The organism is Streptomyces sp. NPDC005496 (assembly GCF_042872045.1).
In the GTDB taxonomy this organism is placed as follows: domain Bacteria; phylum Actinomycetota; class Actinomycetes; order Streptomycetales; family Streptomycetaceae; genus Streptomyces.
This window is the reverse complement of sequence record NZ_JBIAJQ010000001.1, coordinates 697852-720530: the sequence shown is the minus strand read 5'-3', so window position 1 is coordinate 720530 and position 22679 is coordinate 697852. Positions and strand designations below refer to the sequence as shown.

Below are 22679 nucleotides of genomic sequence, written 5' to 3'. Positions count from 1 at the left end.
GAGCCTCCGGAGTTCCCGGCGCGGGCCTGTTCGGCTCCGATTCACGCGATGGTGTGATCATGTCCGGGCCCGGGGATGCCCCAGCGAGGGCGTGGGTAGGGCCCGGCCATGACGCAGCCGTTCGAACTCCCGCACTTCTACATGCCGTACGCCGCGCGGCTCAATCCGCACGTCGACGAGGCCCGCGCCCACACGACCGAGTGGGCGCGCGGCATGGGCATGCTGGAGGGCTCCGGCATCTGGGAGCAGTCCGACCTGGACGCGCACGACTACGGGCTGTTGTGCGCCTACACCCACCCCGACTGCGACGGGCCCGCGCTCTCGCTCATCACCGACTGGTACGTGTGGGTCTTCTTCTTCGACGACCACTTCCTGGAGACCTTCAAACGCAGTCAGGACCGCGAGGGCGGCAAGGCGTACCTGGACCGGCTGCCGCTGTTCATGCCCCTCGACCTCGCCACCCCCGTACCGGAGCCGGAGAACCCGGTGGAGGCGGGCCTCGCCGACCTGTGGGCGCGCACGGTCCCGTCGATGTCCCTGGACTGGCGCAGGCGGTTCGCCGTCTCCACGGAGCATCTTCTGAACGAGTCGCTCTGGGAACTGTCGAACATCAACGAGGGCCGCGTCGCCAACCCCGTCGAGTACATCGAGATGCGCCGCAAGGTGGGCGGCGCCCCCTGGTCGGCGGGCCTCGTGGAGTACGCGACCGCCGAAGTACCCGCCCGCGTCGCCGGGTCGCGGCCGCTGCGGGTCCTCATGGAGACGTTCTCCGACGGTGTGCACCTGCGCAACGACCTCTTCTCCTACCAGCGGGAGGTCGAGGAGGAGGGCGAACTCAGCAACGGCGTCCTCGTCCTGGAGACCTTCTTCGGCTGCACGACGCAGGAGGCCGCCGAGATCGTCAACGACGTGCTCACCTCACGGCTGCACCAGTTCGAGCACACGGCGCTCACCGAGGTGCCCGCGGTCGCCCTGGAACAGGGGCTCGCCCCGGACGAGGTCGCCGCCGTCGCCGCGTACACACGCGGACTCCAGGACTGGCAGTCGGGCGGCCACGAGTGGCACCTGCGCTCCAGCCGGTACATGAACGAGGGCGCCCTCGCGACCGACCCCTACGGCGCCTCCGGCCCCGGCACCTCCGCCGCCGACGTCGGCGCCCTGCTGTCCGGCGCCGGGGCGGAGCGGCTGCGCTCGTTCACCCACGTCCCCTACCAGAAGGTCGGCCCGTCGCAACTGCCCGACTTCCACATGCCCTTCCAGGTGCGGCTCAGCCCCCACCTCGACGGGGCGCGCCGCCGTATCGCCGACTGGGCGCACGCGACGGGCATCCTGCGCGAGGGCGTCTGGGACGAGGACAAACTCGCCGCGTACGACCTGCCGTTGTGTGCCGCCGGCATCCATCCGGACGCCACCGAGGAGGGCCTCGACCTGGCCTCCCAGTGGCTCGCCTGGGGCACCTACGGCGACGACTACTACCCCCTCGTCTTCGGCCACCGTCGCGACCTCGCGACGGCCAGGGTGTGCACCGCGCGCCTCTCCGCCTGCATGCCCGTGGACGGCGAGGAGCCCCTCGTCCCCACCAACGGCATGGAGCGCGGACTCGTCGACCTGTGGACGCGGACGACGGCCGGGATGACCCCGGAGGCGCGGCGCACCCTGAAGTCCGCCGTCGACGTGATGACGGAGAGCTGGCTGTGGGAGCTGGCCAACCAGATCCAGAACCGCATCCCGGACCCGGTCGACTACCTGGAGATGCGGCGCGCCACCTTCGGCTCCGAGCTGACCATGAACCTATGCCGGCTCGGCCACGGCCCGCAGGTCCCCCCGGAGGTCTACCGCAGCGGCCCGGTCCGCTCGCTGGAGAACGCGGCGATGGACTACGCGATGCTGCTCAACGACGTCTTCTCGTACCAGAAGGAGATCGAGTACGAGGGCGAGGTGCACAACGGCATCCTCGTCGTGCAGAACTTCTTCGGCTGCGACTACCCGACCGCACTCGGCGTCGTCCACGACCTGATGACCCAGCGCATGGAGCAGTTCCAGCACGTCGCCGCCCACGAACTGCCCATCCTGTACGACGACTTCAAGCTCTCCGAGGAAGCCCGCGACATCATGCGCGGCTACGTGACGGACCTGGAGAACTGGCTGGCCGGCATCCTGAAGTGGCACCAGGACTGCCGCCGCTACGGCGCCGCGGACCTGGCCCGCCGCGCCCACGGCTTCGTCCCCGACCAGGTGCCCGCCCTGCCGTTCACCTGGGGGGCGCCCGCGGTGCCGATCTCCGTTTGAGCCACGGGAGGGTCGGGGTTCCCGGGCGCCTCGCCGGGGGCGCCGGGGTGTGCTCGGCCGGTCAGGCGGACCGACCGGCCCGGGTGACCGTCGCCGCGTGCGTCACGGCGGCTCGCGCCAGTGCCCGGACGATCGGGTGCGGCTGCGAGCCGTCGCCCGCGAGTTCCGGCTGGAAGAGGGTGGCCAGGAAGAAGGGATGGCCGGGAAGTTCGGCCACCCGTACGTTCCCGTCCTCGTCGTGCCCGCTGAACCGCAGGCCGTGCGCGCGCAGGGTGTCGAGGTGGCGGGAGGGGCCGTACGCGCAGAAGTACCGCTCCACCGTCCTCCCCGAACCGATCAGGGAGTGCGCGAGTGATCCCGCATCCACGGTGACGGCCGCCTCGTGGCCCACCAGCGAGCAGGCGAGCGGCTCGATGAGGAAGTCGTCGGCACCGGGGTCGTTCTCGGCGTGGGCGACCCGGGTGAGCCCACAGACGTCGCGGGCGAACTCCAGCAGAGCGTGCTGGAACCCGCCGCACGTGCCGAGGAACGGAATGCCCTCCTCGCGGGCGGTCCGGACCGCGGCGAGGACCCCCGCCTCACTGCGGTAGGGGCTGCCGGGCACCACCCACACCGCGTCGAAACCGCTGACGGCTCCCGGCAGTTCGGCGTCCTCGGACGAGATCCAGTAGGCGTCCAGGACCAGCCGGTCGCGGTCGGCCAGGGCGTCCAGGAGCAGCGGCAGGCGGGTGTGCGAGACGACGTTCCGGGAGCGGTCGCCCACGAGCGCGATCCGGGCGGTCGGAGCGGTCGGAGCGGCCGAGGGCGACCCGGCGGTCGGAGCGGGTGAAGTGGGCGGGGCGAGCGGAGCGGAGGGGACCTGCCGAGTGGACGACGCGGGCGGGTGAGGGTGGCTGGCTGCGGGGTTCGTCATGCCGTTCATCCTGGGCGGGACGCCCGGTTCACGTCCAACGATGATCCGCGCACCCTCGATAAGCGTCACTGATGTCGTACGGGATGCTGGGGGTCATGGACCCGCATCTCCTGCGTACGTACGTCGCCGTGGCCCGACTCGCCTCCTTCTCGGCGGCCGCGCGGGAGTTGGGCTACACCCAGTCCGCGGTGTCCCAGCACATCGCCGCCCTGGAGCAGGACCTCGGGGCTCCGCTGCTCACCCGGCGCCCGGTCGCCGTGACCGCCGTGGGGGAGCGGCTCCTCGAACACGCGGAGCCGCTCCTGCTGCGCCTGGACGCCGCCCGGGCCGACGTCGTACGTATGGCGGGGGCTCCCGAACCCGGCCTGACGCTCGCGGTCTCGCCCACCGCATTCGTCCCCCGGGTGCTCGCGGCGCTGCCTCCGGCGGGCGTGACCCTGCGGGTCCTGAGCCGGGACGAGATCCCCACGGCGGTCGCGACGGGCGGCGCCGACCTGGGTCTGGTCGACGGTCTGGCCGCGCCGAGCGACCCCCTCCGGCTGCCCGACGTCGCCCCGCTGACGACCCACGGCGTCGCGGAGGAACCCGTCTGCGTACTGCTGCCGCGGACGCATCCGCTCGCCGCCCGGGACGCGCTGCGCCTCGGCGATCTCGTCGACGCCCGCTGGCTGGACGCCCCCGGTGCGGCCCTGCCGCTGTCCCAGCTCCGCGCGGCACACGGCGGGGAAGGCTTCCGCCCGTCCCTGCGCTACGAGGGCACCGACGTCCGCTGCCTCGTCGCCCTCGCCGCGGCCGGGCACGGACTGGCCCTGCTGCCCCGGACCGCGACAGCCGGCGTCCCGGACGCGGTGGCCGTGCCACTCCTGGACCCGCGCGTCGTGCACCGCACGGAACTCGTGCACGGGGCGTCGCTGCGGGGAGCCGCGGCGGCCATGGCGGACAAACTTCTCGAACGTCGCTGAAAGTCTCACTCGTTGGTGAATCGTCGCGCGCCGAGGCCTTGGGTAGAGCATCTGCCGGAGGCGAGCCATGGAACAGACTGCGTTGCGTCCGAAGCCGATGCCGGGCCGGGAGCCGGGTGACGACCCCCCGACGGAGGGGGCGGGGAAGCCGTGCGGCCGTGCGCCCCACCGCCCGCACGCCGCCCGGCGCCGTGGCAGGCGGCTCATGACCCTGTTCTTCGGCCTGTTCGTCGGGACGGCCCTGGTGCTGTCGGGCGTGGGCCTCGGCACCGTGGGCGCCACGGTGATCGGCATGAGCAAACTGGCCGCGCTGCAGAAGCAGGCCGGTGCCGGTGCGGGTGCGCCGGGAGCGTCCGGACCGTCCGGAGGTCCGTCGGCAGGTCCCTCGGCTTCGGATGAACACCCGGGCGGGCCGGGCAAGTCCACCGGGCGGGACCCGTCCGTGGGGTCCATGTCGACCGGGGAATCGCTCGCGGGCAGAGGGAGTCCGCCTCCCGCCGAGAAGCCGGCGCGGGCCACTCTCGGTGTCGAGGCCGTCGACGCACCCGGTGGCGCGGGCGCGCTCGTCGTCGGCGTCCATGTGCCCGGTCCCGGATACTCCGCGGGCCTCGTGCGCGGCGACGTGCTCACGGCGCTCGGGGCGACCCGGGTCGCCTCGGCCGACGCCCTCGCGCGGGCGGTGGCCGACGCGCGCCCCGGCTCCGCCGTCACCCTGACCGTGCGGCGCGCGGGCGGGGGTCAGCAGCGGCTCACGGCGAGGCCGGGGGTCGTGACGTGAGGGCGGGGGCCGTGGGGGCGCGTCCAAGGGCGGGTGGCGGGTGGCGGGTGGCGGGAGCGTCGGTGCGGCGTGCGGGCGGCGGCAAGTGCGCGCGTCGGTTCCGCAGTCACCTTGAGCGTGCCGCGGGTGGCGGTCTGCGGGGGCGCACGGTGACCTCGGGTGTCGCCACCCGGGGGACCGCGCACCGCGGACACGGATCCCGCGCGCCCGATCGGCTCGCGCCCGCCGCGACGGAGGGGCAGGATGCTGCCCGTAGGCCCCTGGGGGAACTCCGGACGAACGGAGACAAAGGATGACCGGCACACCCGCGCCCTTCACCGCGGACGACTACGCGGCGAGGATGCGCAGGGCGGCGAGCACCGCCGCCGACGCCGGACTCGACGGCGTACTGATCGCACCCGGACCCGACCTGGTCTGGCTCACCGGGTACCGGCCCGTCGAGACCGAACGGCTCACCCTGCTCGTCCTCAGGCCCGGAGAGGACCCCGTCCTGGTCGTGCCGACCCTGGAGGCACCGGACGCGGCGGCCGCCGCGGCTGCCCCCGCCCTGACGCTCCGCGACTGGACCGACGGCACCGACCCGTACGAGGCGGCGGTCGCCCTCCTCGACCGCACCGGCCGTTTCGGCGTCAGCGACAACGCCTGGGCCATGCACCTGCTCGGCCTCCAGCAACGCCTGCCGGAGACCCGCTACGCCTCCCTCACCGAAGCCCTGCCGATGCTGCGCGCGGTCAAGGACGCCGCGGAGATCGAACGGCTGGCCGCCGCCGGCGCGGCCGCGGACGCCACGTACGAGGAGATCCTCAAGGTCCCCTTCGCCGGGCGCAGGGAGACGGACGTCGCCGCGGATCTCGCCGCCCTGCTGCGGCAGCACGGGCACTCGCAGGTCGACTTCACCGTCGTCGGCTCGGGCCCGAACGGCGCCAACCCGCACCACGAGGCAGGCGACCGCGTCATCGAACACGGCGACATGGTCGTCCTCGACTTCGGCGGTCTCAAGCACGGCTACGGCTCGGACACCTCCCGCACCGTGCACGTCGGCGAGCCCGGCGAGGAGGAGCGCAAGGTGCACGACATCGTGCGCGCCGCCCAGGAGGAGGGCGTACGGGCGGTCAGGCCGGGAGCCGCCTGCCAGGACGTCGACCGGGCCGCCCGCGCGGTCATCACCGACGCCGGATACGGCGACCGCTTCATCCACCGCACCGGCCACGGCATCGGCGTCACCACCCACGAACCGCCCTACATGATCGAAGGCGAGGAACAGCCCCTCGTCCCCGGGATGTGCTTCTCCGTGGAGCCCGGCATCTACCTGCCGGGCCGGTTCGGGGTACGCATCGAGGACATCGTGACGGTGACCGAGGACGGCGGACGCCGTCTCAACACCACCGACCGCGAACTGATGATCGTCGGCTGACCGGATCCCGGCAGGCCCCACCACGTCCACGTCCCGAACGGCAATGGCGCGTCCATGACCCAGGCATCGACACCGACCGCGGAAACCGTCCGCTCTGTGGTCCGCTCCCTGCTCACCGACGGCGGAGCGGGGGGTGGTGCGGCGGCGCGCGGGGGGCCCGCCGGAGCCGTACCGGACGTCCGGCCCGTCGCCGAGGGCGGGGAGGGACACACCTGGTGGGTCGGCACCCGGCATGTGCTGCGGCTCGCCCCCGACCGTGACGCGTCCACACGGCAGCGCCGCGAACTGCGCCTGCGCGACCTCGTACGGCCGCACCTTCCCGTCCCGGTTCCGGTGAGCGTCGCCCAGGGGGAGTGGGCACCCGGTCTGACCTGCACGCTCGACGCGAGGCTTCCCGGCGGGAGCGCCGAGGGGCACACCGTCTCGGCGGTCGGCGAGACCGACCTCGCGGGACTGCTGACCGGACTGCGCGACGTCCCGGTGCGGCAGGCCGAGACACTCGGCGTCCCCCGGGAGACGCCGCGCTCACTGGACGCGCTGCGCACCGCCGCCGAGGAGGCCGCCGGGCAGCTCGCGGCCGTCGACGAGTTCGACCCCGCCGCGCTCAGCCGGCTCACCGGGTCCGCCGCGGTCCAACTGGCCGCCCAGCCGGGGGCCGCGGTCCTCGTCCATCACGCGCTCGGCGGCGAGCACCTCGTGGTCAGCGCCGACGGGCGCGTGCGCGGCGTCCTCGGCTGGAGCGGGGCCGTGACCGGCGACCCCGCCGAGGACATCGCCGGACTCGCCGTAGCCGTCGGCGCCCCGGCCGCCGTACGCGCCGCGACGCTCGCCGGGTACGGGGCGCGCCCGTGCCTGCGCGGCCTCTGGCTGGCCCGCTGCGACGCCGTGATCCGCCTCGCCGCCCGGCTCCGGGGCGGCGCCGCCGATGCGGTCTCCGGCGAGTCGCCGTCGCTGTCGCGTACGCGGCTGCACCGGGCGTGGGAGCCGATCCTGCTGGAGCGGGTCACGGATCTGGGGGAGGGGGCGGAGTAGGGGGGCTCGGTGTCGGGCTCGGGTGGGGCGGCGGGCGGGGAGGGCGGGCTCACCAGCCTTACGTGCTGACGGGTCCAACCGGGCTGGCCGGTCGGGCCGGTCGAACCGGTCCGACTGGCCCCACCGTCTCCACCGGCGCCCCCACCGGTGCTCCCACCGCCTCCGCCGGCCCCGCCGGCCCTCACGCCTGCGTGAGCACCACGCACGACTCGCCCGGCAGGTTCAGCAGGCCGTCCGGGCCCGGGGTCGTGACCGGCTCCCAGGCGGCCAGTACGCGGGCGCGGCGCAGACCCAGGGGGATCACCGCCGGATCCTTGCCGAGGTTCACGGCCACCCGTACGTCACCGCGGCCGAGGGCGAGCCAGCGGGCCTGTTCGTCGTAGGCCACCTTGACCGCCGCGAGGTCGGGGTCGGTGAGGTCGGCCTGGCGGTGCCGCAGGGCGATCAGCTCCCGGTACCAGGCAAGCACGCGCGTGTGGACTGCGTTGTCGGGGCCCGGCTCCAGTTCGGACCAGTCGAGGCACGAGCGTTCCCGGGTCGCCGGGTCCTGGGGGTCGGGCACCTCCTCCTCGGCCCAGCCGTGGGCGGCGAACTCGCGGCGCCTGCCCCGGCGTACGGCGTCCGCGAGCTCGGGGTCCGTGTGGTCGGTGAAGAACTGCCAGGGGGTGCCGGCCGCCCACTCCTCGCCCATGAACAGCATCGGGGTGAGGGGCCCGGTCAGCGTCAGCGCGGCCCCGCAGGCGAGGAGGCCGGGGGAGAGGGCGGCGGAGAGCCGGTCTCCCAGGGCGCGGTTGCCGATCTGGTCGTGGGTCTGGGAGTAACCCAGCAGCCGGTGCGCCGACACCTGCGTGCGGTCCAGCGGGCGGCCATGACGGCGCCCTCGGAAGCTGGAGTAGGTGCCGTCGTGGAAGTAGCCGGACGTGAGCGTCTTCGCGAGCGCCGCGAGCGGGGCCCGCGCGAAGTCGGCGTAGTAGCCCTGGCCCTCGCCGGTCAGGGTGGTGTGCAGGGCGTGGTGGAAGTCGTCGTTCCACTGCGCGTGCAGTCCGAGGCCGCCCTCCTTGCGGGTGCGGATGAGCCGCGGGTCGTTCAGGTCGGACTCCGCGATGAGGAACAGCGGGCGGCCGAGGTCGGCGGCGAGGTCGTCCACGGCCGTCGACAGTTCCTCCAGGAAGTGGAGCGCGCGCGTGTCCACCAGGGCGTGCACCGCGTCCAGGCGCAGCCCGTCGAGGCGGTAGTCCCGCAGCCAGGCCAGCGCGCTGTCGACGAGGAAGGCGCGAACCTCGTCCGAGCCGGGCGCGTCCAGGTTCACCGCGGAGCCCCAGGGCGTCTGGTGGGTGTCGGTGAAGTACGGCCCGAACGCCGGGAGGTAGTTCCCGGAGGGGCCCAGGTGGTTGTGCACGACGTCGAGGACGACGCCGAGGCCCAGCTCGTGGGCGCGGTCGACGAACCGTTTCAGTGCCTCTGGCCCGCCGTACGGCTCGTGCACGGCCCACAGTGAGACGCCCTCGTACCCCCATCCGTGCCGGCCGGGGAAGGGGCACAGCGGCATCAGCTCGACGTGCGTGATCCCCAGTTCCGCCAGGTGCCCGAGCCGGTCGGCGGCCGCGTCCAGGGTGCCTTCGCGCGTGTAGGTGCCCACGTGCAGCTCGTACAGCACCGCACCCGGCAGACCGCGTCCCGCCCAGTCCCGGCGCCATACGTAGCGCCCCTGGTCGACGACCGCGCTCAGCCCGTCCGGGCCGTCCGGCTGGCGCCGGGAGCGCGGATCGGGCCGTACGGGCCCGTCGTCCACGGCGAAGCCGTACCGCGTGCCGTCCTGCGCTTCGGCCTCTCCCGTCCACCAGCCGGGGCGGTCGGGATCGCGCGCCAACGCGCGCGTGGAGTCGCCGCACTGGAGCGTGACCCGGTCGGCCTGTGGTGCCCACACCTCGAACTGCACGGACGGTTCTCCCTCGTCTGCTCAGCGTGACGTAGTCCGTCCATGGTGCGTCACGCGAGATCAATTCGCTTTTGGATCGACCCTTTTGCCGCTCCGGACCTTCCGCCGGCCGCCGCGTTCCTTTCCCCTGTTTTCTGGACACCCCGCTCCCGCTGTCCGACAATCACGAGCGTGACGTCGTCTTTCGAGTTCCATACGTACCCCGCGCGGCCTTCGGACGCCGAGCGCGACAGGGCGTTGCAGGTGCTCCGTGACGGTGTCGCGCTGGGGCGGCTCTCGCACGACACGTTCATCCGGCGCATGGAACTGGCGCTCGCCGCCCGGCGTTCCGAGGACCTCGCCGTGCTCACCGCCGACCTGTCCACCGAAAGCCGCTGGTCGCGGCTGGTGTTCGGCACCGTCGAGGCGGTGTCCGGCTTCCCCCTCCGGCTGCGCAGGGCGTGGCGGGCCGAGCGGCTTCCCAAGCTCCAGCTGCCCCACGCGGGCAACGGCTATCCGCTGCGCATAGGGCGGGACCCCGCCAGCGGACTGCGGCTCAACCACGAGACGGTCTCCCGTGTGCACGCCGAACTGAGCCGCCAGGGCGGGATGTGGGTGCTGCGCGACCTCGGTTCGACCAACGGCACCACGGTGAACGGACGCCGGGTCATCGGCGCCGCCGTGGTCCGCGACGGCGATCAGGTCGGCTTCGGGAGGATGTCGTTCCGGCTCGCGTCGGAGTGAGCACCACCCGGCGCGCGGCCCACCCCTGCGTCCCCGTGCCCAAGAGCTGACCCCGCCCCGCAAAGCTCTGGCCTGGGTTTTACGCAGTGAGGTCACCCAACTCCCCGTCACCTCCGGGGTGTTGACGTACCCCATGAGCCGTGGCTGACTGTCCTCTTCCCCGCACATCGGGTGAAACGACGGCACCGTCCAGTGGAGGTGCGCCCTGCCGCCACTCCTCCGCTATCCGACCGTGGACGAGCTGAGCGCCCGCGCGGCGGCCCTCGTCGCCCGCCACCCGCGGGACGCCCGGCTGCGCCGCGCGGGGACGTCACGGGCGGGCACCCCGATGTGGCTGCTGTCCGTGGGACACGGCGTACGCCACACCCTGATCGTCGCCGGCCCGCACGCCAACGAGCCCGTGGGTGGCGCCACCGTCCTCAGGCTCGCGGAGCGCGTCCTCGCCGACCCGAGGCTGTGCGAGGACGCGGACGTCACCTGGAACCTGCTGCTCTGCCTCGACCCCGACGGCGCGCGCCGCAATGAACGCTGGCTGCCGGGCCCGTACACCCTGGGCCGCTACTTCCGGAACTTCTTTCGCCCGGGCTTCCTGGAGCAGCCCGAGTGGCTGCCCGACGGCGCGGCGGACGCGGCCCTGCCCGAGACCCGCACCCTCCTCGACCTCCAGGACGAGCTGCGGCCCTTCTTCCAGGCGTCCCTGCACGGCGTCGACGTCGGCGGCGGATTCGTCGAGCTGACCCGCGAGCTGCCGGGCCTCGCCCAGCGCGTCGCGCACACCGCGGCGCGACTGGGCATCCCGCGCGAGCTGGGTCCGTACGACACCCTGTACTGGCCCACGCTCGGCCCCGCCGTGTACCGCATCCCGCCGCCGCGCCGGGGCGACCTGGCCGCCGCCATCACGGAGGCGGCGGTGGAGTCGACGTGGTTCCACCCGCACGCGTACGGCACGGTGACGGCCGTGGTCGAGGCGCCCATGTGGGGGGTGGCGGCCGTGGAGGACGCCCGGCCGCCCCGGGACGCCGACGCGGTCCTCCGGGCGGTGAGCCGGTCCCTGCGCCGCGACACGGAGCTGCTGGAGGCGATGCTCCGGCGGTTGCGGCCCGCGCTGTCCGCCGTCCCGGACGCGGCCCACCTCCTCGCGCCGGTCGACGACTATTTACTGGTGGGCCCCGGTCTCGCCGACTCCTGGGACCCCGACACCGACGACGGCGGGTCACGTCCGCTGCCGCCCCTCGACACCGCCCGCCTGGCCGCTCTCGGCATCTCCGGGCGCCGGGTCGCGCTGCGCACGGCGGGACTGCTGCACCAGCTGGCGACCGGCGCCGGCGCCGCCGCGGCCGGTGTGCTGCCGGAGCTGGACCGGCTCATCGACGTGTGGTGCGCCGACTACCACGACGGCTACGGAGCCCGCTGGGTGCCGGTCGCACGGCAGGTGGAGTTCCAGGCGCGCGTGGTCCTCGCCGCGTTCGGACTGGCCCGGCGGGGCGAACCCGGCCCCTCCCGTTCGGGTGAGCCCGGCTGGGGAAGTCAGGCCGCCGTGCCGATGCACCGGGAATGACGAAAACCTCTCGAGCGGTACGTGGTGGTCTGCTGGCGGCGATCGCGCTCCTCGCGCTGGGTCCCGCACCGGCCCGCGCGGCGGCGGTCCCCGGGGACTGGCTCTACCTCACCGTGACCACGGGCGAGGCCGCCACCGGGGCCACCCGCGGCACGCTCCTGCTGTGCGATCCGCCGCGCGGACACGTGCGGGCGGCGCAGGCCTGCGACGAGCTCCGGGCGGTGCGGGGTGACATCGCCCGCATCCAGCCGAGGGCTGACGCGATCTGCCCCATGGTCTACGCGCCGGTGACCGTGACCGCGCGCGGCGAGTGGGCCGGGCAGCCCACCGAGTACAGCCGCACCTTCTCGAACTCCTGCGTGATGGCCGCCGAGACGAGGACGGTGTTCGCCCTGACGGATTGACATCCGATGCCCGGAAGCACGAATGCCCGGACGCCTCAACGAAGTTGACAGGCCGGCGGTCGGACGGGGGTGCCGCCCGTCGCCCACGAGGCGGCACCACCCCCGTACGCCCTCGTTCGTGCCGTCTGTGCCGCCGGACCGTTCACGCCGCCCGGTCGCGGGCGTGGCGGGCCGCCGCGACGACCGTGCGGGTCTGGTGCTCGACCTGGTGTTCCAGCGGGACCCAGCGGGCGCGGAAGTGCTCGGTGAAGGCCTCGCTCCAGGCGGCGACGAGCCGTTCGAGATGAGGGGCCGCACGGTCGTCGGTCTCCCGCAGGACCCGCAGCAGCATCGCCGCCGCCCGCAACGGCAGCCGGCGCCCGAACGCGTCGACGCTGCCCACGTACGCCACCGTGGCTCCCGGCGGCGGTGCCGCGGCCCAGTCACCCGCGAGACCCGGTACGAGGTCCAGGGCCCACCGGGCGGCCCGCAGCATTGGCCCCTCGGGACCCGGCAGCCTCGGCAGGGCGTCCGCGAGAACGCGTTCCACCTGGAGCGCGTCCCGCACCAGCCGCCGGGCCAGGTGCCGCAGGGCCGCCGCGGGGGCGGGGTGGGGCGCCGGATCGTCGACCAGGTCGCCGGCCCACATCGGCACCTCCACGACCGCCGTCAGGCCGCCGTACCGGTGGGCGTGGTACCAGGTGCTGTGCCGGGCGTCGTCCGGCATGCTCGGGTACGCAGTGGGCGAGTCCGGTCCCGGCATCACGTGCACCCCGGGGCCCGAGGCCGGCCAGCCGGCGGCGTCCGAGGGGCCCGTCTCCACCGGGATGTGCAACTCGGCCGCGGACTTGGCGAACGGTTCGGCCAGCCCGGGGACGTCCTTCGTCAACTGCACCCAGCTGCCCCCGAGATCGGTCCCGTGCAGGGTCACCTGGAGGTAGGGCCGCACCTCGTCGATGACACCGAGGAGGGTCCGTGTCTCGGGCGGCAGCCGGTCCGGCGGCAGCACCGACGGCGACCACTCGGGCTGCTCGGGACCGGCCGGGCGGAAGAAGCCGAGGTGGTAGTCGAACAGCGTGCGCGGCGCCGGCGTCACGTGCAGGCTCGCGCCGTCCGGGTCCGCGCAGAGCAGGAAGTGCCAGGAGGTGTCGGCCCTCAACTCCCTTTCGTAGAGCAAGCGTTCGGCCAGGGCGAGCAGGGTCGAACCGCCGGTCTGCTCGTTGGCGTGGGCCCCGGCGACGACCAGGACGGCGCGGGAGGCGTGGCCGACGGACAGCAGGTGCATGGCCCGGCCCGCGCGGGAGGTGCCGACCTTTCTGAGCGTGCACAGTCCCGGCCGGTGATCGGCCAGCGCCCGTGCGGACGAGAAGAGTTCGGACACACTGAGGTAGCGCAGCTCCGGCAGTGGACTCACCCCCGACGTGTCCGCCCGGCCATCGCATTCCGCAGTACTCCACGGACTCGGTGAACTGTCAAGGAAACGCCGGGGCGGCTCCGAGGGGCGCCCGGAGGCATTCACGGCCCTCGGGGCGACGGCCCCCGCCTGCCGTCCCGCCCTCGGAGGGCGGCCGGAGGCCCGAGGGCGGCGCGCACGGACCGGCACGGGCCTGCCGGACCCCGCCCGGCCCCCAGCGGGGTCGGACGCCCCCGCTACGTACATGGGTCCCGCGAGGGCGGCCACGGGCGCGCACGAGGCGGCCCTGTTCACCACCGTGCGCCGCCGGGCCGCCCCGGGCCCCGGGAGCGTACGGACGCGGGAGCCGGTCGCTGAGGCGACCCGGCGGGCACCCGGCACCACCACTCACGCCCAGGTCGGGACCCGTGGACCACCGGCACCCCGCGAGCCGAGGCCGGCTCCCGTGCGGGCCGGCGGCACCCCGCGAGCCGAGGCCGGCTCCCGTGCGGGCCGGCGGCACCCCGCGAGCCGAGGCCGGCTCCCGTGCGGGTCGGCGGCACCCCGCGAGCCGAGGCCGGCTCCTGTGCGGGCCGGCGGCACCCCGCGAGCCGAGGCCGGCTCCCGTGCGGGTCGGCGGCACCCCGCGAGCCGAGGCCGGCTCCTGTGCGAGCCGGCGGCACCCGCCGAGGGAGACCGCCGTGCGTGTCACCGATCCCGGCCGGCGGAGGCCGGACGGGCCGCCCGTGCCCGCCGACGAAGTCCGCCGTGCGAGCCATCAACGCCCGCCGACGCCCGCCAGGTTCCCGGCGACAGGGTCCACCGGCACGTCCCTCGCCCCAAACCCGCGCCTCACCCCGCCCGTCGCCGGCCAGGACCCCGCCGGCCGTCCACGCTCGCCGCCCGGGGAGTTCACCCGTCCGGGTGTACCGGGACTGCGGGGCCGGAGCGCCGGTGGTCCGCTGGGTGCAGTTGCGCGCGAGTCCGCCGCGCGCACCCAGCGGCGGGAGGCCGGTGGTGCTGTGTCCTCACGGGCTTCCCGGCGGCACCACGGCCCTGGCCCCTTCGCCGGGCGGGCCGGGCACGCCGGCCCGGCCGCCGCGGCCTGTGCCGCCGAGTCTGGGCGCTCCCGGGACCGCACGCGACCCCTTCCCGCTGTACCGCGCGCTGCGCGAGGGCTTCCCGGTCGTGTACGACGAGCCGGTCGGGGCCTGGCTGATCAGCCGGTACGCCGATGTGCGCGCCGCCCTCGCCGACCCGAGGCTGCTCGCCTCGCCGGAGCCGGCGCCGCCCCGGGCCGGGGGCGCGCGGACCCTCCTGCACTCGGCCCTGCGGGAGGACGCGTTCACCGCCGGGATCGAGCGGGTCGCCCATGTGCTGGCCCGTCGGCTCTCCGGACGCCAAGAGGCCGATCTGGTGGGCGAGTTCTGCCACTGGCTGCCCGCCGCCGCGGCCGTCGTCGTCCTCGGCCTGCCCCGCGGGGACACCCGGCTGGTGCGGGAGCGGGGCCGGACGGGCGCGGGGCACTGGGACGCGCTGCTGCGCCCTCACGTGGTCCGCCGTCGCACCCACCCGCGCGCCGACCTGCTCTCGGTGCTGTGCACCGCCCGGGTCGACGGGGGCCCGCTGCCCGACGAGACCGTGACGGCCCTCGCGGGCACCCTGCTGGACACGGCCGTGCGGACCGGGCACGCCCTCGCCTCGTTCCTCGCCAACCTGCTCGACCACCCGGGCCAGTTGGAGCTGATCCGGGCGCGTCCCGAGCTCGTGCCGGGAGCCTGGGCGGAGTCCCTGCGCCGCGATCCGCCGCTGCACGTCGTCCTGCGCCGGGCCACCGAGCGGATCGGCGTCGTACCCGCGGGCGCCACCGTGGCCTGCCTGCCGGGAGCGGCGGGACGGGACCCGGCCCGCTTCACCGACCCCGACCGCTACGACGCCTTCCGGGCCGACCCGGGGGAGCAGGCGTACGGCATCGGGGAGGCGGCCCAGGAGCGGCCCGGGGACGACGTGGGGTGCCCGGGCGCCCGACTGGCCTGCCGAACGGCGGAGCACGGCCTGCGCGCCCTGCTGGACGCGCTGCCGCACCTGCGCTGGGCGCCGGGCTTCCGCCCCGTCCCGACGGGTCTGCTCGGCCGTTCTCCGCGGTCCCTTCTGGTGCGGTTCAGCTGACAGCGCCGCCGCCGGTCTCCGGCACCCGCTCCAGCAACGTCACCGGCAGCTCCGCGAACAGCTCCGCCACGCGCGCGTGCCCCGAGAACTCCCGCCCGGGGGTCAGCACGTCGGCCCACCGGCCCGGCGGCAGCTCCAGCCGGGTGTCCCGCCAGCCGCCCGCCTCCGCCAGCCGCAGCGACAGCCGCGTCACCGCCGTGAGCACCTCTCCGGAGCGCGCGAACGCGACACAGTGGTCCGCGGCCGGGCCCACGGCGTCCAAGGGCGTGTACGTCGCCGCCTCGCCGAAGACGTCGGGGCGCCGCCGCCGCAGCCGCAGGGCGGCCGTGGTCAGCGCGGCCTTGGCCGAGGGGCGTTCCTGCGGCGCGAACGGACGGCGGTTGTCCGGGTCGACCAGGGCCCGGTACTCGCCTTCGGTGCCCTGGTAGACGTCCGGCACGCCCGGCATCGTCAGCTGGACCAGGGCCGCCCCCAGGACGTTCGCCCGCACATGCGGCTCGACGGTGTCCCGGAAGTCGTGCACGAGCCGTCCGGGGGCGCCGCAGGGGCCCTCCTCGACGAACGCCGCCACCGCCTCCTCGTACGCGGGGTCCTGTTCGGTCCACGTGGTCCGCAGCCCGGCCTCCCTGACGTGCTTGGCCAGCGCCCCCTGGACCCGCTCCTCGTCGGCCGGGCCGAGCCCGAAGACCGTCTGCCAGGCGGCCCAGGCCAGCGCCGGATCGGGCACGCCGGACACGCGGAGGGCGGTCGCCTCGGCCAGGACGGCGTCCCACCGCTCGGGGCACTCGGTGAGCACCGAGACGGCCGCGCGCACGTCGGCGCTGCGCTTCGTGTCGTGCGTCGACAGCACGGTGCCCGTGGTGGGCCAGTCGCGCTGCACGCGCGCGCAGTAGGCGTGGAACCGCTCCGGGGACACCGACGGGCTGCCCGGGTTCCCGCCGACCTCGTTCGCCGAGAGGAGCGGCACGTAGCGGTAGAACGCGGTGTCCTCCATGGACTTGGCGCGCAACGCGGACGAGGTCTGGGCGAACCTCGCCCGGAACTCCGCGTGTCCCGGCCCGTCGCCGGCCCGCCCGAGCACCAGGTCGCGTACGACGTCCACGGCCTCGGCCTCCTCGGGCACCGTGAAGGCCCGCCGTGCCTCGGCCGCGGCCTCCTCGGTGACGACGGAGGAGGCGTCCCCGGAGGCGTACGGCCGGTAGACCTCCATGCGGACGAGGAGTTCCCGCAGCGCGGTGCGCAGCGCCCAGGGGGTGCGGTCGCGCAGCTCCGGCAGGGGGGAGCTCGCGCACAGACGGCTCGCCGCGCGCACGAGGCGCTCGACCTCGGTGGCCAGCTCGTGGGTGACGACCTCGTGGGCGGCGCGCCGCACGGTGGCCGCCCAGTCGCCGCCCTCGTCGGCCTCGGGGGCCGCGAAACGGCGGTAGCGGCCCAGGAGTTCGTCCGCGCCCGCCGGGTCCTCGAAGAGGCCGTCCACGTGCCGCAGGGCGTCGTATCCCGTCGTGCCGGCGACGGGCCAGGACGCCGGCAGCGGTTCGCCGTCGGCCAGGATCTTCTCGACCACCGTCCAGCGCCCGCCGGTCGCCTCGTGCAGGCGGCGCAGGTAGGTGTCCGGGTCCGCGAGGCCGTCGGGGTGGTCGACGCGCAGTCCGTCGACGACGCCCTCGCCGAGCAGCCGCAGGACGGTCTCGTGGGTCGCCGTGAACACCTCCGGGTCCTCGACCCGCACCCCGATGAGCTCCGAGATACTGAAGAACCGCCGGTAGTTGAGCTCGGTCCGGGCCAGCCGCCACCACACCGGGCGGTACCACTGCGCGTCGAGGAGCTGCGGCAGCGGCAGGTCCTCGGTGCCCTCGCGCAGGGGGAACACGTGGTCGTAGTAGCGCAGCACGTCGCCGTCGACCTTGAGCCGGCCGACCTCCGCGCCGAACGGGTGTCCGAGCACCGGGAGCAGCAGCTGGCCGTCCTGGGCCTGCCAGTCGATGTCGAACCAGCGCGCGTAGGGCGACTCGGGCCCCTCCCGCAGGACCTCCCACAGGGGGCGGTTGTGGCGCGGGGACATCGCCATGTGGTTCGGCACGATGTCGACCACCAGCCCCAGGCCGTGCTCGCGCGCGGTGCGGGACAGCGAGCGCAGACCCTCCTCGCCGCCCAGTTCGGCCCGCACGCGCCCGTGGTCCGTCACGTCGTAGCCGTGCAGCGAGCCGGGGACGGCCTCCAGGACGGGGGACAGGTGCAGGTGGGAGACGCCGAGCGAGGCCACGTACGGCACGGCCGCCTCGGCCGCCGCGAAAGGGAACTCCGGTTGCAACTGGAGCCGATACGTTGCGGTGGGTGCCGTGGGCACCGTCACGGGGTCAGGACGCTCAGATGTCATGCAGAGCTACGTACCCGCCCCGCCGCCCTTCGTGTCATCGGCTCCTGCGGACGCACGCGCGCGGGTGGCCGATTTCCGGCGACCGGGGCAGCGCGTCACCCCGTCCGGAGGTGCCCCGCGCCCGCGTCCGGCGTGACGAAGGGGCACGCCACGCGTGGGCGGCGTCCTTCGCGGAACGCCCTCCACGCGCGTGTGCCCCTCGCTCACCGGCTCCGCGTCACGCGGGCCGCTGCAGCACCGCCATGCTCCGGTCGACCAGGGTCAGCCGGTCGCCGGCCTGGACCTTCTCGCCGGTTCCCGGTGGCACCCCGTCGGCGCGTGCCGTGTCGACGATCACCTCCCACTGCCGTCCGTGATCGACCGGGACCACGAACTCCAGCGTCTTGGGCGAGGCGTTGAACATCAGCAGGAACGAGTCGTCGGAGATCCGCTCCCCGCGCGGGCCCGGTTCCGAGATCGCGTGCCCGTTGAGGAACACGGTGAGCGCCCGCGCGTGCGCCGAGTCCCAGTCGCGCTGGGTCATCTCCTTGCCCGAGGGGGTGAACCACGCGATGTCCGACAGGTCGTCGTGCGTGCCCTCCACCGGCCGCCCGTGGAAGAAGCGGCGCCGCCGGAAGACCGGGTGGTCGCGCCGCAGCCACACCATCGCGCGCGTGAAGTCCAGCAGCGGACTGCCGTCCTCCGGCCACGGCACCCAGGACAGCTCGCTGTCCTGGCAGTAGCCGTTGTTGTTGCCGTGCTGGGTGCGCGCGAACTCGTCGCCGTGGCTGAGCATCGGCACACCCTGGGAGAGCATCAGCGTCGCCAGGAAGTTGCGCATCTGCCGGGCCCGCAGTTCCAGGACGGCCGGGTCGTCGGTCTCGCCCTCGGCCCCGCAGTTCCAGGACCGGTTGTGGCTCTCGCCGTCGCGGTTCTCCTCTCCGTTGGCGTCGTTGTGCTTCTCGTTGTACGAGACGAGGTCGTGCAGCGTGAAGCCGTCGTGACAGGTGACGAAGTTGATCGAGGCCAGGGGCCGGCGGCCGTCGTCCTGGTAGAGGTCCGAGGAGCCCGTCAGCCGGGAGGCGAACTCCGCGAGGGTGCGCGGCTCCCCCCGCCACATGTCCCGCACCGTGTCCCGGTACTTGCCGTTCCACTCGGTCCACAGCGGCGGGAAGTTGCCCACCTGGTAGCCGCCCTCGCCGACGTCCCACGGCTCGGCGATCAGCTTCACCTGGGAGACGACCGGGTCCTGCTGCACCAGGTCGAAGAACGACGACAGCCGGTCCACCTCGTGGAACTGCCGGGCCAGTGTCGCCGCCAGGTCGAAGCGGAAGCCGTCGACGTGCATGTCGGTCACCCAGTACCGCAGCGAGTCCATGATCAGCTGCAGGACGTGCGGGGAGCGCATGAGCAGCGAGTTGCCCGTCCCCGTGGTGTCCATGTAGTAGCGCGGGTCGTCGGTGAGCCGGTAGTACGACGGGTTGTCGAGCCCCTTGAAGGACAGCGTGGGGCCCAGGTGGTTGCCCTCGGCCGTGTGGTTGTAGACCACGTCGAGGATGACCTCGATGCCCGCCTCGTGCAGGGCCCGGACGGCCGACTTGAACTCCAGGACCTGCTGTCCGCGGTCGCCCCAGGACGCGTACGCGTTGTGCGGGGCGAAGAAGCCGATGGTGTTGTAGCCCCAGTAGTTGTTGAGGCCCATCTCCACCAGCCGGTGGTCGTTCACGAACTGGTGCACGGGCATCAGTTCGAGAGCCGTCACCCCCAGCCCGGTCAGGTGTTCGATGATGGCCGGGTGGGCCAGCGCCGCGTAGGTGCCGCGCAGTTCGTCGGGCAGCGCCGGGTGCTTCATCGTGAGGCCCTTCACGTGGGCCTCGTAGAGCACCGTGTGGTGGTACTCCGTACGGGGGCGGCGGTCGTCCCCCCAGTCGAAGTAGGGGTTCACGACGACGGACGCCATCGTGTGCGGCGCCGAGTCGAGATCGTTCCTCTTGTCGGGCGCCCCGAAGTGATAGCCGTAGACCTCCTCGCCCCACTTGATGTCGCCGCTGATCGCCTTCGCGTACGGGTCGAGCAGCAGCTTCGCGGAGTTGCAGCGCAGCCCGCGCCCCGGCGCGTACGGGCCGTGCACGCGGAAGCCGTAGCGCTGTCCCGGCATGATGCCGGGCAGGTACGCGTGCCGCACGAACGCGTCGGTCTCCCGCAGCTCCACCGCTGTCTCCGAGCCGTCGTCGTGCAGCAGACACAGCTCGATCCGGTCGGCGGCCTCCGAGAAGACCGCGAAATTGGTGCCGGCGCCGTCGTACGTCGCGCCGAGTGGATACGCCTCTCCAGGCCAGACCTGCATGGATACGACTCTTCCAGTAGTGCTGTGCCCCTGAGGGCGACTCGCGGCCGAGTCTCCCCGAAAGTGATGGAACCTCCTAGGACTTACCTCCCTCTTACCGGGTGACCAGGGCATACGCACTATGCCCAACAGTGGGGCTCGATGAACTCTCAGCGACGCAGGGGGAGTAGGGGGAAAATGTGCGCAAGATAGTGCGCCGCCATCTGGGCAAGGTGGTGGCGGGTGCGGCCGTCGCGGTGGCCGGTACGGCGGCGATGGTCGCGGTCACCCTGCCGGGCTCGGCGGGGGCCGACGACGCGGACGGCACCAAGGGGACGGGCACGTCCGCCCAGCAGGGCGGGGCGGCGGCGCAGGGGGCGGCGCAGCCCGGCACCGTCGAGCAGGCACCGGCGGAGGGCGACAAGGGCAAGGGGCGCGACCCGCTCACCGACGACGAGATGCGGCGCGTCGAACAGATCGCGCTGAACCGTCAGCTGCTCTCCTCCGGCGAGAACGTCGAGGGGAAGCGCGGCCCGCAGCGCATCGGTGTGAACCTCGCCGAGCCCGAGGTCGAGGAGCTGGACGACCCGGGGGCGCCCCGCCGCGCCGACGTGACGTTCTACGACTACAAGGACGACACGCTCGTCACCAGGACCGTCAACCTCGACACCGGGAAGGTCGAGCAGACGGGCACGCAGCACGGTGTCCAGCCGCCGATCGCCCGCGACGAGATGGCCGAGGCGGCCCGGCTGCTCATCGCCGACCCGCTCGGCGCGGGACTGAAGGCCGACTACAAGGACGCCACCGGCAAGGAACTCACCTCGCCCGACCAGCTGCTGCTCAACAGCATGGTCTACCGCGCGGCACCGGGGGCGCAGCCCGCCGTGCTCGCCGACTGCGGCGAGCACCGCTGCGTGCGGCTCTTCCCGAAGGTCAGGAACGGGCCCTGGATCGACAGCCGTGACCTGGTGATCGACCTGAGCACCCGCAAGGTCGGCAAGCTCGGCTGAGCCGGGCGGCCGACCGCCGCCGAGCCGCCCGGCCAGGCCGACGGCCGACCACCGTCCGGTCGCCTCGGCGGCTCTTCCCGTCTTTCGTGCTCTTTCGCAAGGGAGTCACTTCTTCATGCGCGTCAACAGAATCAGCCGTGCCCGCAGCCGGGCGGCGGTGGGCCTCACGGCGGGCCTGCTCGCCGTCGGTGTGACGACGGCCGGGGGGCCGGCCGTCGCCCAGCCCAAGGCCGCTCCCGCGGCAGCCGACTGCAGCGAGGCCTACAAGATCGAACAGCAGCTCGCCACCGGCACCACCTGGCGGATGTGCTGGCACTACGAGAGCGAGGCCGGCCTGGTCCTGGAGAACATCTCCTACCAGCCCAAGGGCGAGGCCCAGCCGATCAAGGTCCTCACCAGCGCCAAGCTCGCCCAGATCCACGTGCCCTACGACGACGGGCAGGCCGAGTACAGCGACCTCACGGGCGCAGGCTTCGGCCAGGGCCTGATGAACATGGCGCCCGGCGAGTGCCCCGGCGGCACCATCAAGTCCGTCAAGGTCCCCGACGCCTGGGACCCGGAGCACGCCGACGTCAACGGCCTGTGCACCACGACCCGTTCACGGGGACACGCCTACCGCATGCAGGGCGACACCCCGAGCAAGGTCTGGCAGACCCAGGGCAAGGATCTGCTCGTCTACACGGTGAACCAGGTCGGCTGGTACGAGTACATCACCGAGTGGCGTTTCCAGGACGACGGCACCCTCCACATGAACGTCGGCGCCACCGGCAGCCTCTCCCCGGGTGACTACGACGCCGGTGACGGCCGCGGCTGGCCGATCGGCAAGAACGCCACCTCGTACGCCACGAGCCACAGCCACAACGTCTTCTGGCGGCTCAACTTCGGTCTGGACGGCTCCCCCAAGAGCAAGATCGAGCAGTACGACTCCGTGGTGAGCCCGCCGTCGCGGGGCAACGAGGGCCCGACCAACAAGACCACCCGCACCAAAATCACCAAGGAACTCGCGGGCAACGCCAAGAACATGCGCTGGTGGCGGGTCGTCAGCAACTCGGGCAAGAACAAGGACAATCACGCGCGTTCGTACGAGATCGTCCCCGGCGCGAGCACCAAGTACCTGGGCCGCCCGTACACCAAGAGCGACGTCTACTTCACCGAGTACAAGAAGTGCGAGCAGTTCGCCAGCGACAACCTGCGCAACTGCGGTACCGGCGGCGGCAAGTCCGTCGACAAGTGGGTCAACGGACAGACGCTCACCCACCCCGTCGTGTGGATGAATGTCGGCTTCCACCACGTCGCCCGGGACGAGGACCAGCAGCCCATGCCGGTCCACTGGCAGGGCTTCTCCATCGCCCCGCGTGACGTCACCGCTATGAATCCGCTCACTCCCGCGGACCTCGCCGACCAGAACGGGCGTCCCCGCGAAGGCAGTTGAGA

General features: G+C 73.6%; 16 protein-coding genes. 11 read left to right on the top strand and 5 right to left on the bottom strand.

The genetic code is table 11. The features are described 5' to 3' along the window. The first annotated feature begins 108 nt into the window (after positions 1–108). Positions 109–2289, top strand: coding sequence for a germacradienol/geosmin synthase Cyc2 (cyc2, locus tag ACFYQQ_RS03320; protein WP_356237782.1), 2181 nt, complete (start codon positions 109–111; stop codon positions 2287–2289). A gap of 61 nt (positions 2290–2350) precedes the next feature. On the opposite strand, the gene ACFYQQ_RS03315 is transcribed toward cyc2, so the two are convergent. After that, the gene (locus ACFYQQ_RS03315; protein WP_355785555.1) at positions 2351–3202 is read right to left on the bottom strand and encodes a hypothetical protein; all 852 of its coding nucleotides are present in this window, start codon (positions 3200–3202) and stop codon (positions 2351–2353) included. A gap of 95 nt (positions 3203–3297) precedes the next feature. Between ACFYQQ_RS03315 and ACFYQQ_RS03310 the strand changes: the two genes are divergently transcribed. The 4 genes from ACFYQQ_RS03310 (at position 3298) to ACFYQQ_RS03295 (ending at position 7388) form a co-directional block, all read left to right on the top strand. Beyond that, on the top strand, positions 3298–4164 hold the full coding sequence (locus ACFYQQ_RS03310) for a LysR family transcriptional regulator (protein WP_355785558.1): 867 nt from the start codon (positions 3298–3300) through the stop codon (positions 4162–4164). 67 nt (positions 4165–4231) lie between these two features. Further along, positions 4232–4942, top strand: coding sequence for a PDZ domain-containing protein (locus ACFYQQ_RS03305; RefSeq protein ID WP_388903161.1), 711 nt, complete (start codon positions 4232–4234; stop codon positions 4940–4942). A 292-nt stretch (positions 4943–5234) separates the two neighbouring features. Beyond that, positions 5235–6356, top strand: coding sequence for an aminopeptidase P family protein (locus ACFYQQ_RS03300; protein WP_355794383.1), 1122 nt, complete (start codon positions 5235–5237; stop codon positions 6354–6356). A 54-nt stretch (positions 6357–6410) separates the two neighbouring features. Next, positions 6411–7388 carry an aminoglycoside phosphotransferase family protein gene (locus ACFYQQ_RS03295; protein ID WP_356175699.1) on the top strand — a complete coding sequence of 326 codons (978 nt, stop codon included), beginning with the start codon at positions 6411–6413 and terminating at the stop codon, positions 7386–7388. 181 nt (positions 7389–7569) lie between these two features. Here ACFYQQ_RS03295 and treZ read toward each other — a convergent pair whose 3' ends face one another. Beyond that, a complete protein-coding gene (gene treZ, locus ACFYQQ_RS03290; RefSeq protein ID WP_356175701.1) occupies positions 7570–9327 on the bottom strand; it encodes a malto-oligosyltrehalose trehalohydrolase in 1758 nt (585 codons plus the stop codon). 171 nt (positions 9328–9498) lie between these two features. Between treZ and ACFYQQ_RS03285 the strand changes: the two genes are divergently transcribed. The 3 genes from ACFYQQ_RS03285 to ACFYQQ_RS03275 all read left to right on the top strand — a co-directional run bounded on the left by ACFYQQ_RS03285 (position 9499) and on the right by ACFYQQ_RS03275 (position 12012). Further along, positions 9499–10050 carry a DUF1707 and FHA domain-containing protein gene (locus ACFYQQ_RS03285; RefSeq protein WP_355791809.1) on the top strand — a complete coding sequence of 184 codons (552 nt, stop codon included), beginning with the start codon at positions 9499–9501 and terminating at the stop codon, positions 10048–10050. Between the two features lie 232 nt (positions 10051–10282). Next, on the top strand, positions 10283–11608 hold the full coding sequence (locus tag ACFYQQ_RS03280; RefSeq protein ID WP_388903156.1) for a M14 family zinc carboxypeptidase: 1326 nt from the start codon (positions 10283–10285) through the stop codon (positions 11606–11608). Continuing rightward, positions 11605–12012 carry an SSI family serine proteinase inhibitor gene (locus tag ACFYQQ_RS03275; RefSeq protein ID WP_356237786.1) on the top strand — a complete coding sequence of 136 codons (408 nt, stop codon included), beginning with the start codon at positions 11605–11607 and terminating at the stop codon, positions 12010–12012. The genes ACFYQQ_RS03280 and ACFYQQ_RS03275 overlap by 4 nt, the downstream gene beginning before the upstream one ends. 142 nt (positions 12013–12154) lie before the next feature. On the opposite strand, the gene ACFYQQ_RS03270 is transcribed toward ACFYQQ_RS03275, so the two are convergent. After that, positions 12155–13405 carry a M14 family zinc carboxypeptidase gene (locus ACFYQQ_RS03270; RefSeq protein ID WP_356175709.1) on the bottom strand — a complete coding sequence of 417 codons (1251 nt, stop codon included), beginning with the start codon at positions 13403–13405 and terminating at the stop codon, positions 12155–12157. 1086 nt (positions 13406–14491) lie between these two features. Between ACFYQQ_RS03270 and ACFYQQ_RS03265 the strand changes: the two genes are divergently transcribed. Continuing rightward, on the top strand, positions 14492–15553 hold the full coding sequence (locus ACFYQQ_RS03265; protein WP_356175920.1) for a cytochrome P450: 1062 nt from the start codon (positions 14492–14494) through the stop codon (positions 15551–15553). On the opposite strand, the gene treY is transcribed toward ACFYQQ_RS03265, so the two are convergent. Both treY and glgX read right to left on the bottom strand, forming a co-directional pair. After that, positions 15546–17930 (bottom strand): malto-oligosyltrehalose synthase, encoded by a 2385-nt coding sequence (gene treY / locus ACFYQQ_RS03260; protein ID WP_388903151.1) that lies wholly within the window; start codon positions 17928–17930, stop codon positions 15546–15548. The two genes, ACFYQQ_RS03265 and treY, sit on opposite strands and share 8 nt — an antisense overlap. Before the next feature lie 217 nt (positions 17931–18147). After that, entirely contained in the window at positions 18148–20256 is a 2109-nt protein-coding gene (gene glgX, locus ACFYQQ_RS03255; protein WP_356175914.1) for a glycogen debranching protein GlgX, read from the bottom strand. 179 nt (positions 20257–20435) lie between these two features. Here glgX and ACFYQQ_RS03250 point away from each other — a divergent pair, with 179 nt between their 5' ends. Continuing rightward, entirely contained in the window at positions 20436–21245 is an 810-nt protein-coding gene (locus ACFYQQ_RS03250; RefSeq protein WP_356175911.1) for a Tat pathway signal sequence domain protein, read from the top strand. A 115-nt stretch (positions 21246–21360) separates the two neighbouring features. Further along, entirely contained in the window at positions 21361–22677 is a 1317-nt protein-coding gene (locus ACFYQQ_RS03245) for a copper amine oxidase (RefSeq protein WP_356175909.1), read from the top strand. The last annotated feature ends 2 nt before the right edge of the window (positions 22678–22679 follow it).

Coding starts and splice junctions, on each gene's coding strand:
- ACFYQQ_RS03295 (WP_356175699.1), top strand. CDS start 6,411: ATGACCCAGGCATCGACACCGACCGCGGAAACCGTCCGCTCTGTGGTC.
- treY (WP_388903151.1), bottom strand. CDS start 17,930: ATGACATCTGAGCGTCCTGACCCCGTGACGGTGCCCACGGCACCCACC.
- cyc2 (WP_356237782.1), top strand. CDS start 109: ATGACGCAGCCGTTCGAACTCCCGCACTTCTACATGCCGTACGCCGCG.
- ACFYQQ_RS03275 (WP_356237786.1), top strand. CDS start 11,605: ATGACGAAAACCTCTCGAGCGGTACGTGGTGGTCTGCTGGCGGCGATC.
- ACFYQQ_RS03310 (WP_355785558.1), top strand. CDS start 3,298: ATGGACCCGCATCTCCTGCGTACGTACGTCGCCGTGGCCCGACTCGCC.
- ACFYQQ_RS03245 (WP_356175909.1), top strand. CDS start 21,361: ATGCGCGTCAACAGAATCAGCCGTGCCCGCAGCCGGGCGGCGGTGGGC.
- ACFYQQ_RS03300 (WP_355794383.1), top strand. CDS start 5,235: ATGACCGGCACACCCGCGCCCTTCACCGCGGACGACTACGCGGCGAGG.
- ACFYQQ_RS03305 (WP_388903161.1), top strand. CDS start 4,232: ATGGAACAGACTGCGTTGCGTCCGAAGCCGATGCCGGGCCGGGAGCCG.
- glgX (WP_356175914.1), bottom strand. CDS start 20,256: ATGCAGGTCTGGCCTGGAGAGGCGTATCCACTCGGCGCGACGTACGAC.
- ACFYQQ_RS03315 (WP_355785555.1), bottom strand. CDS start 3,202: ATGACGAACCCCGCAGCCAGCCACCCTCACCCGCCCGCGTCGTCCACT.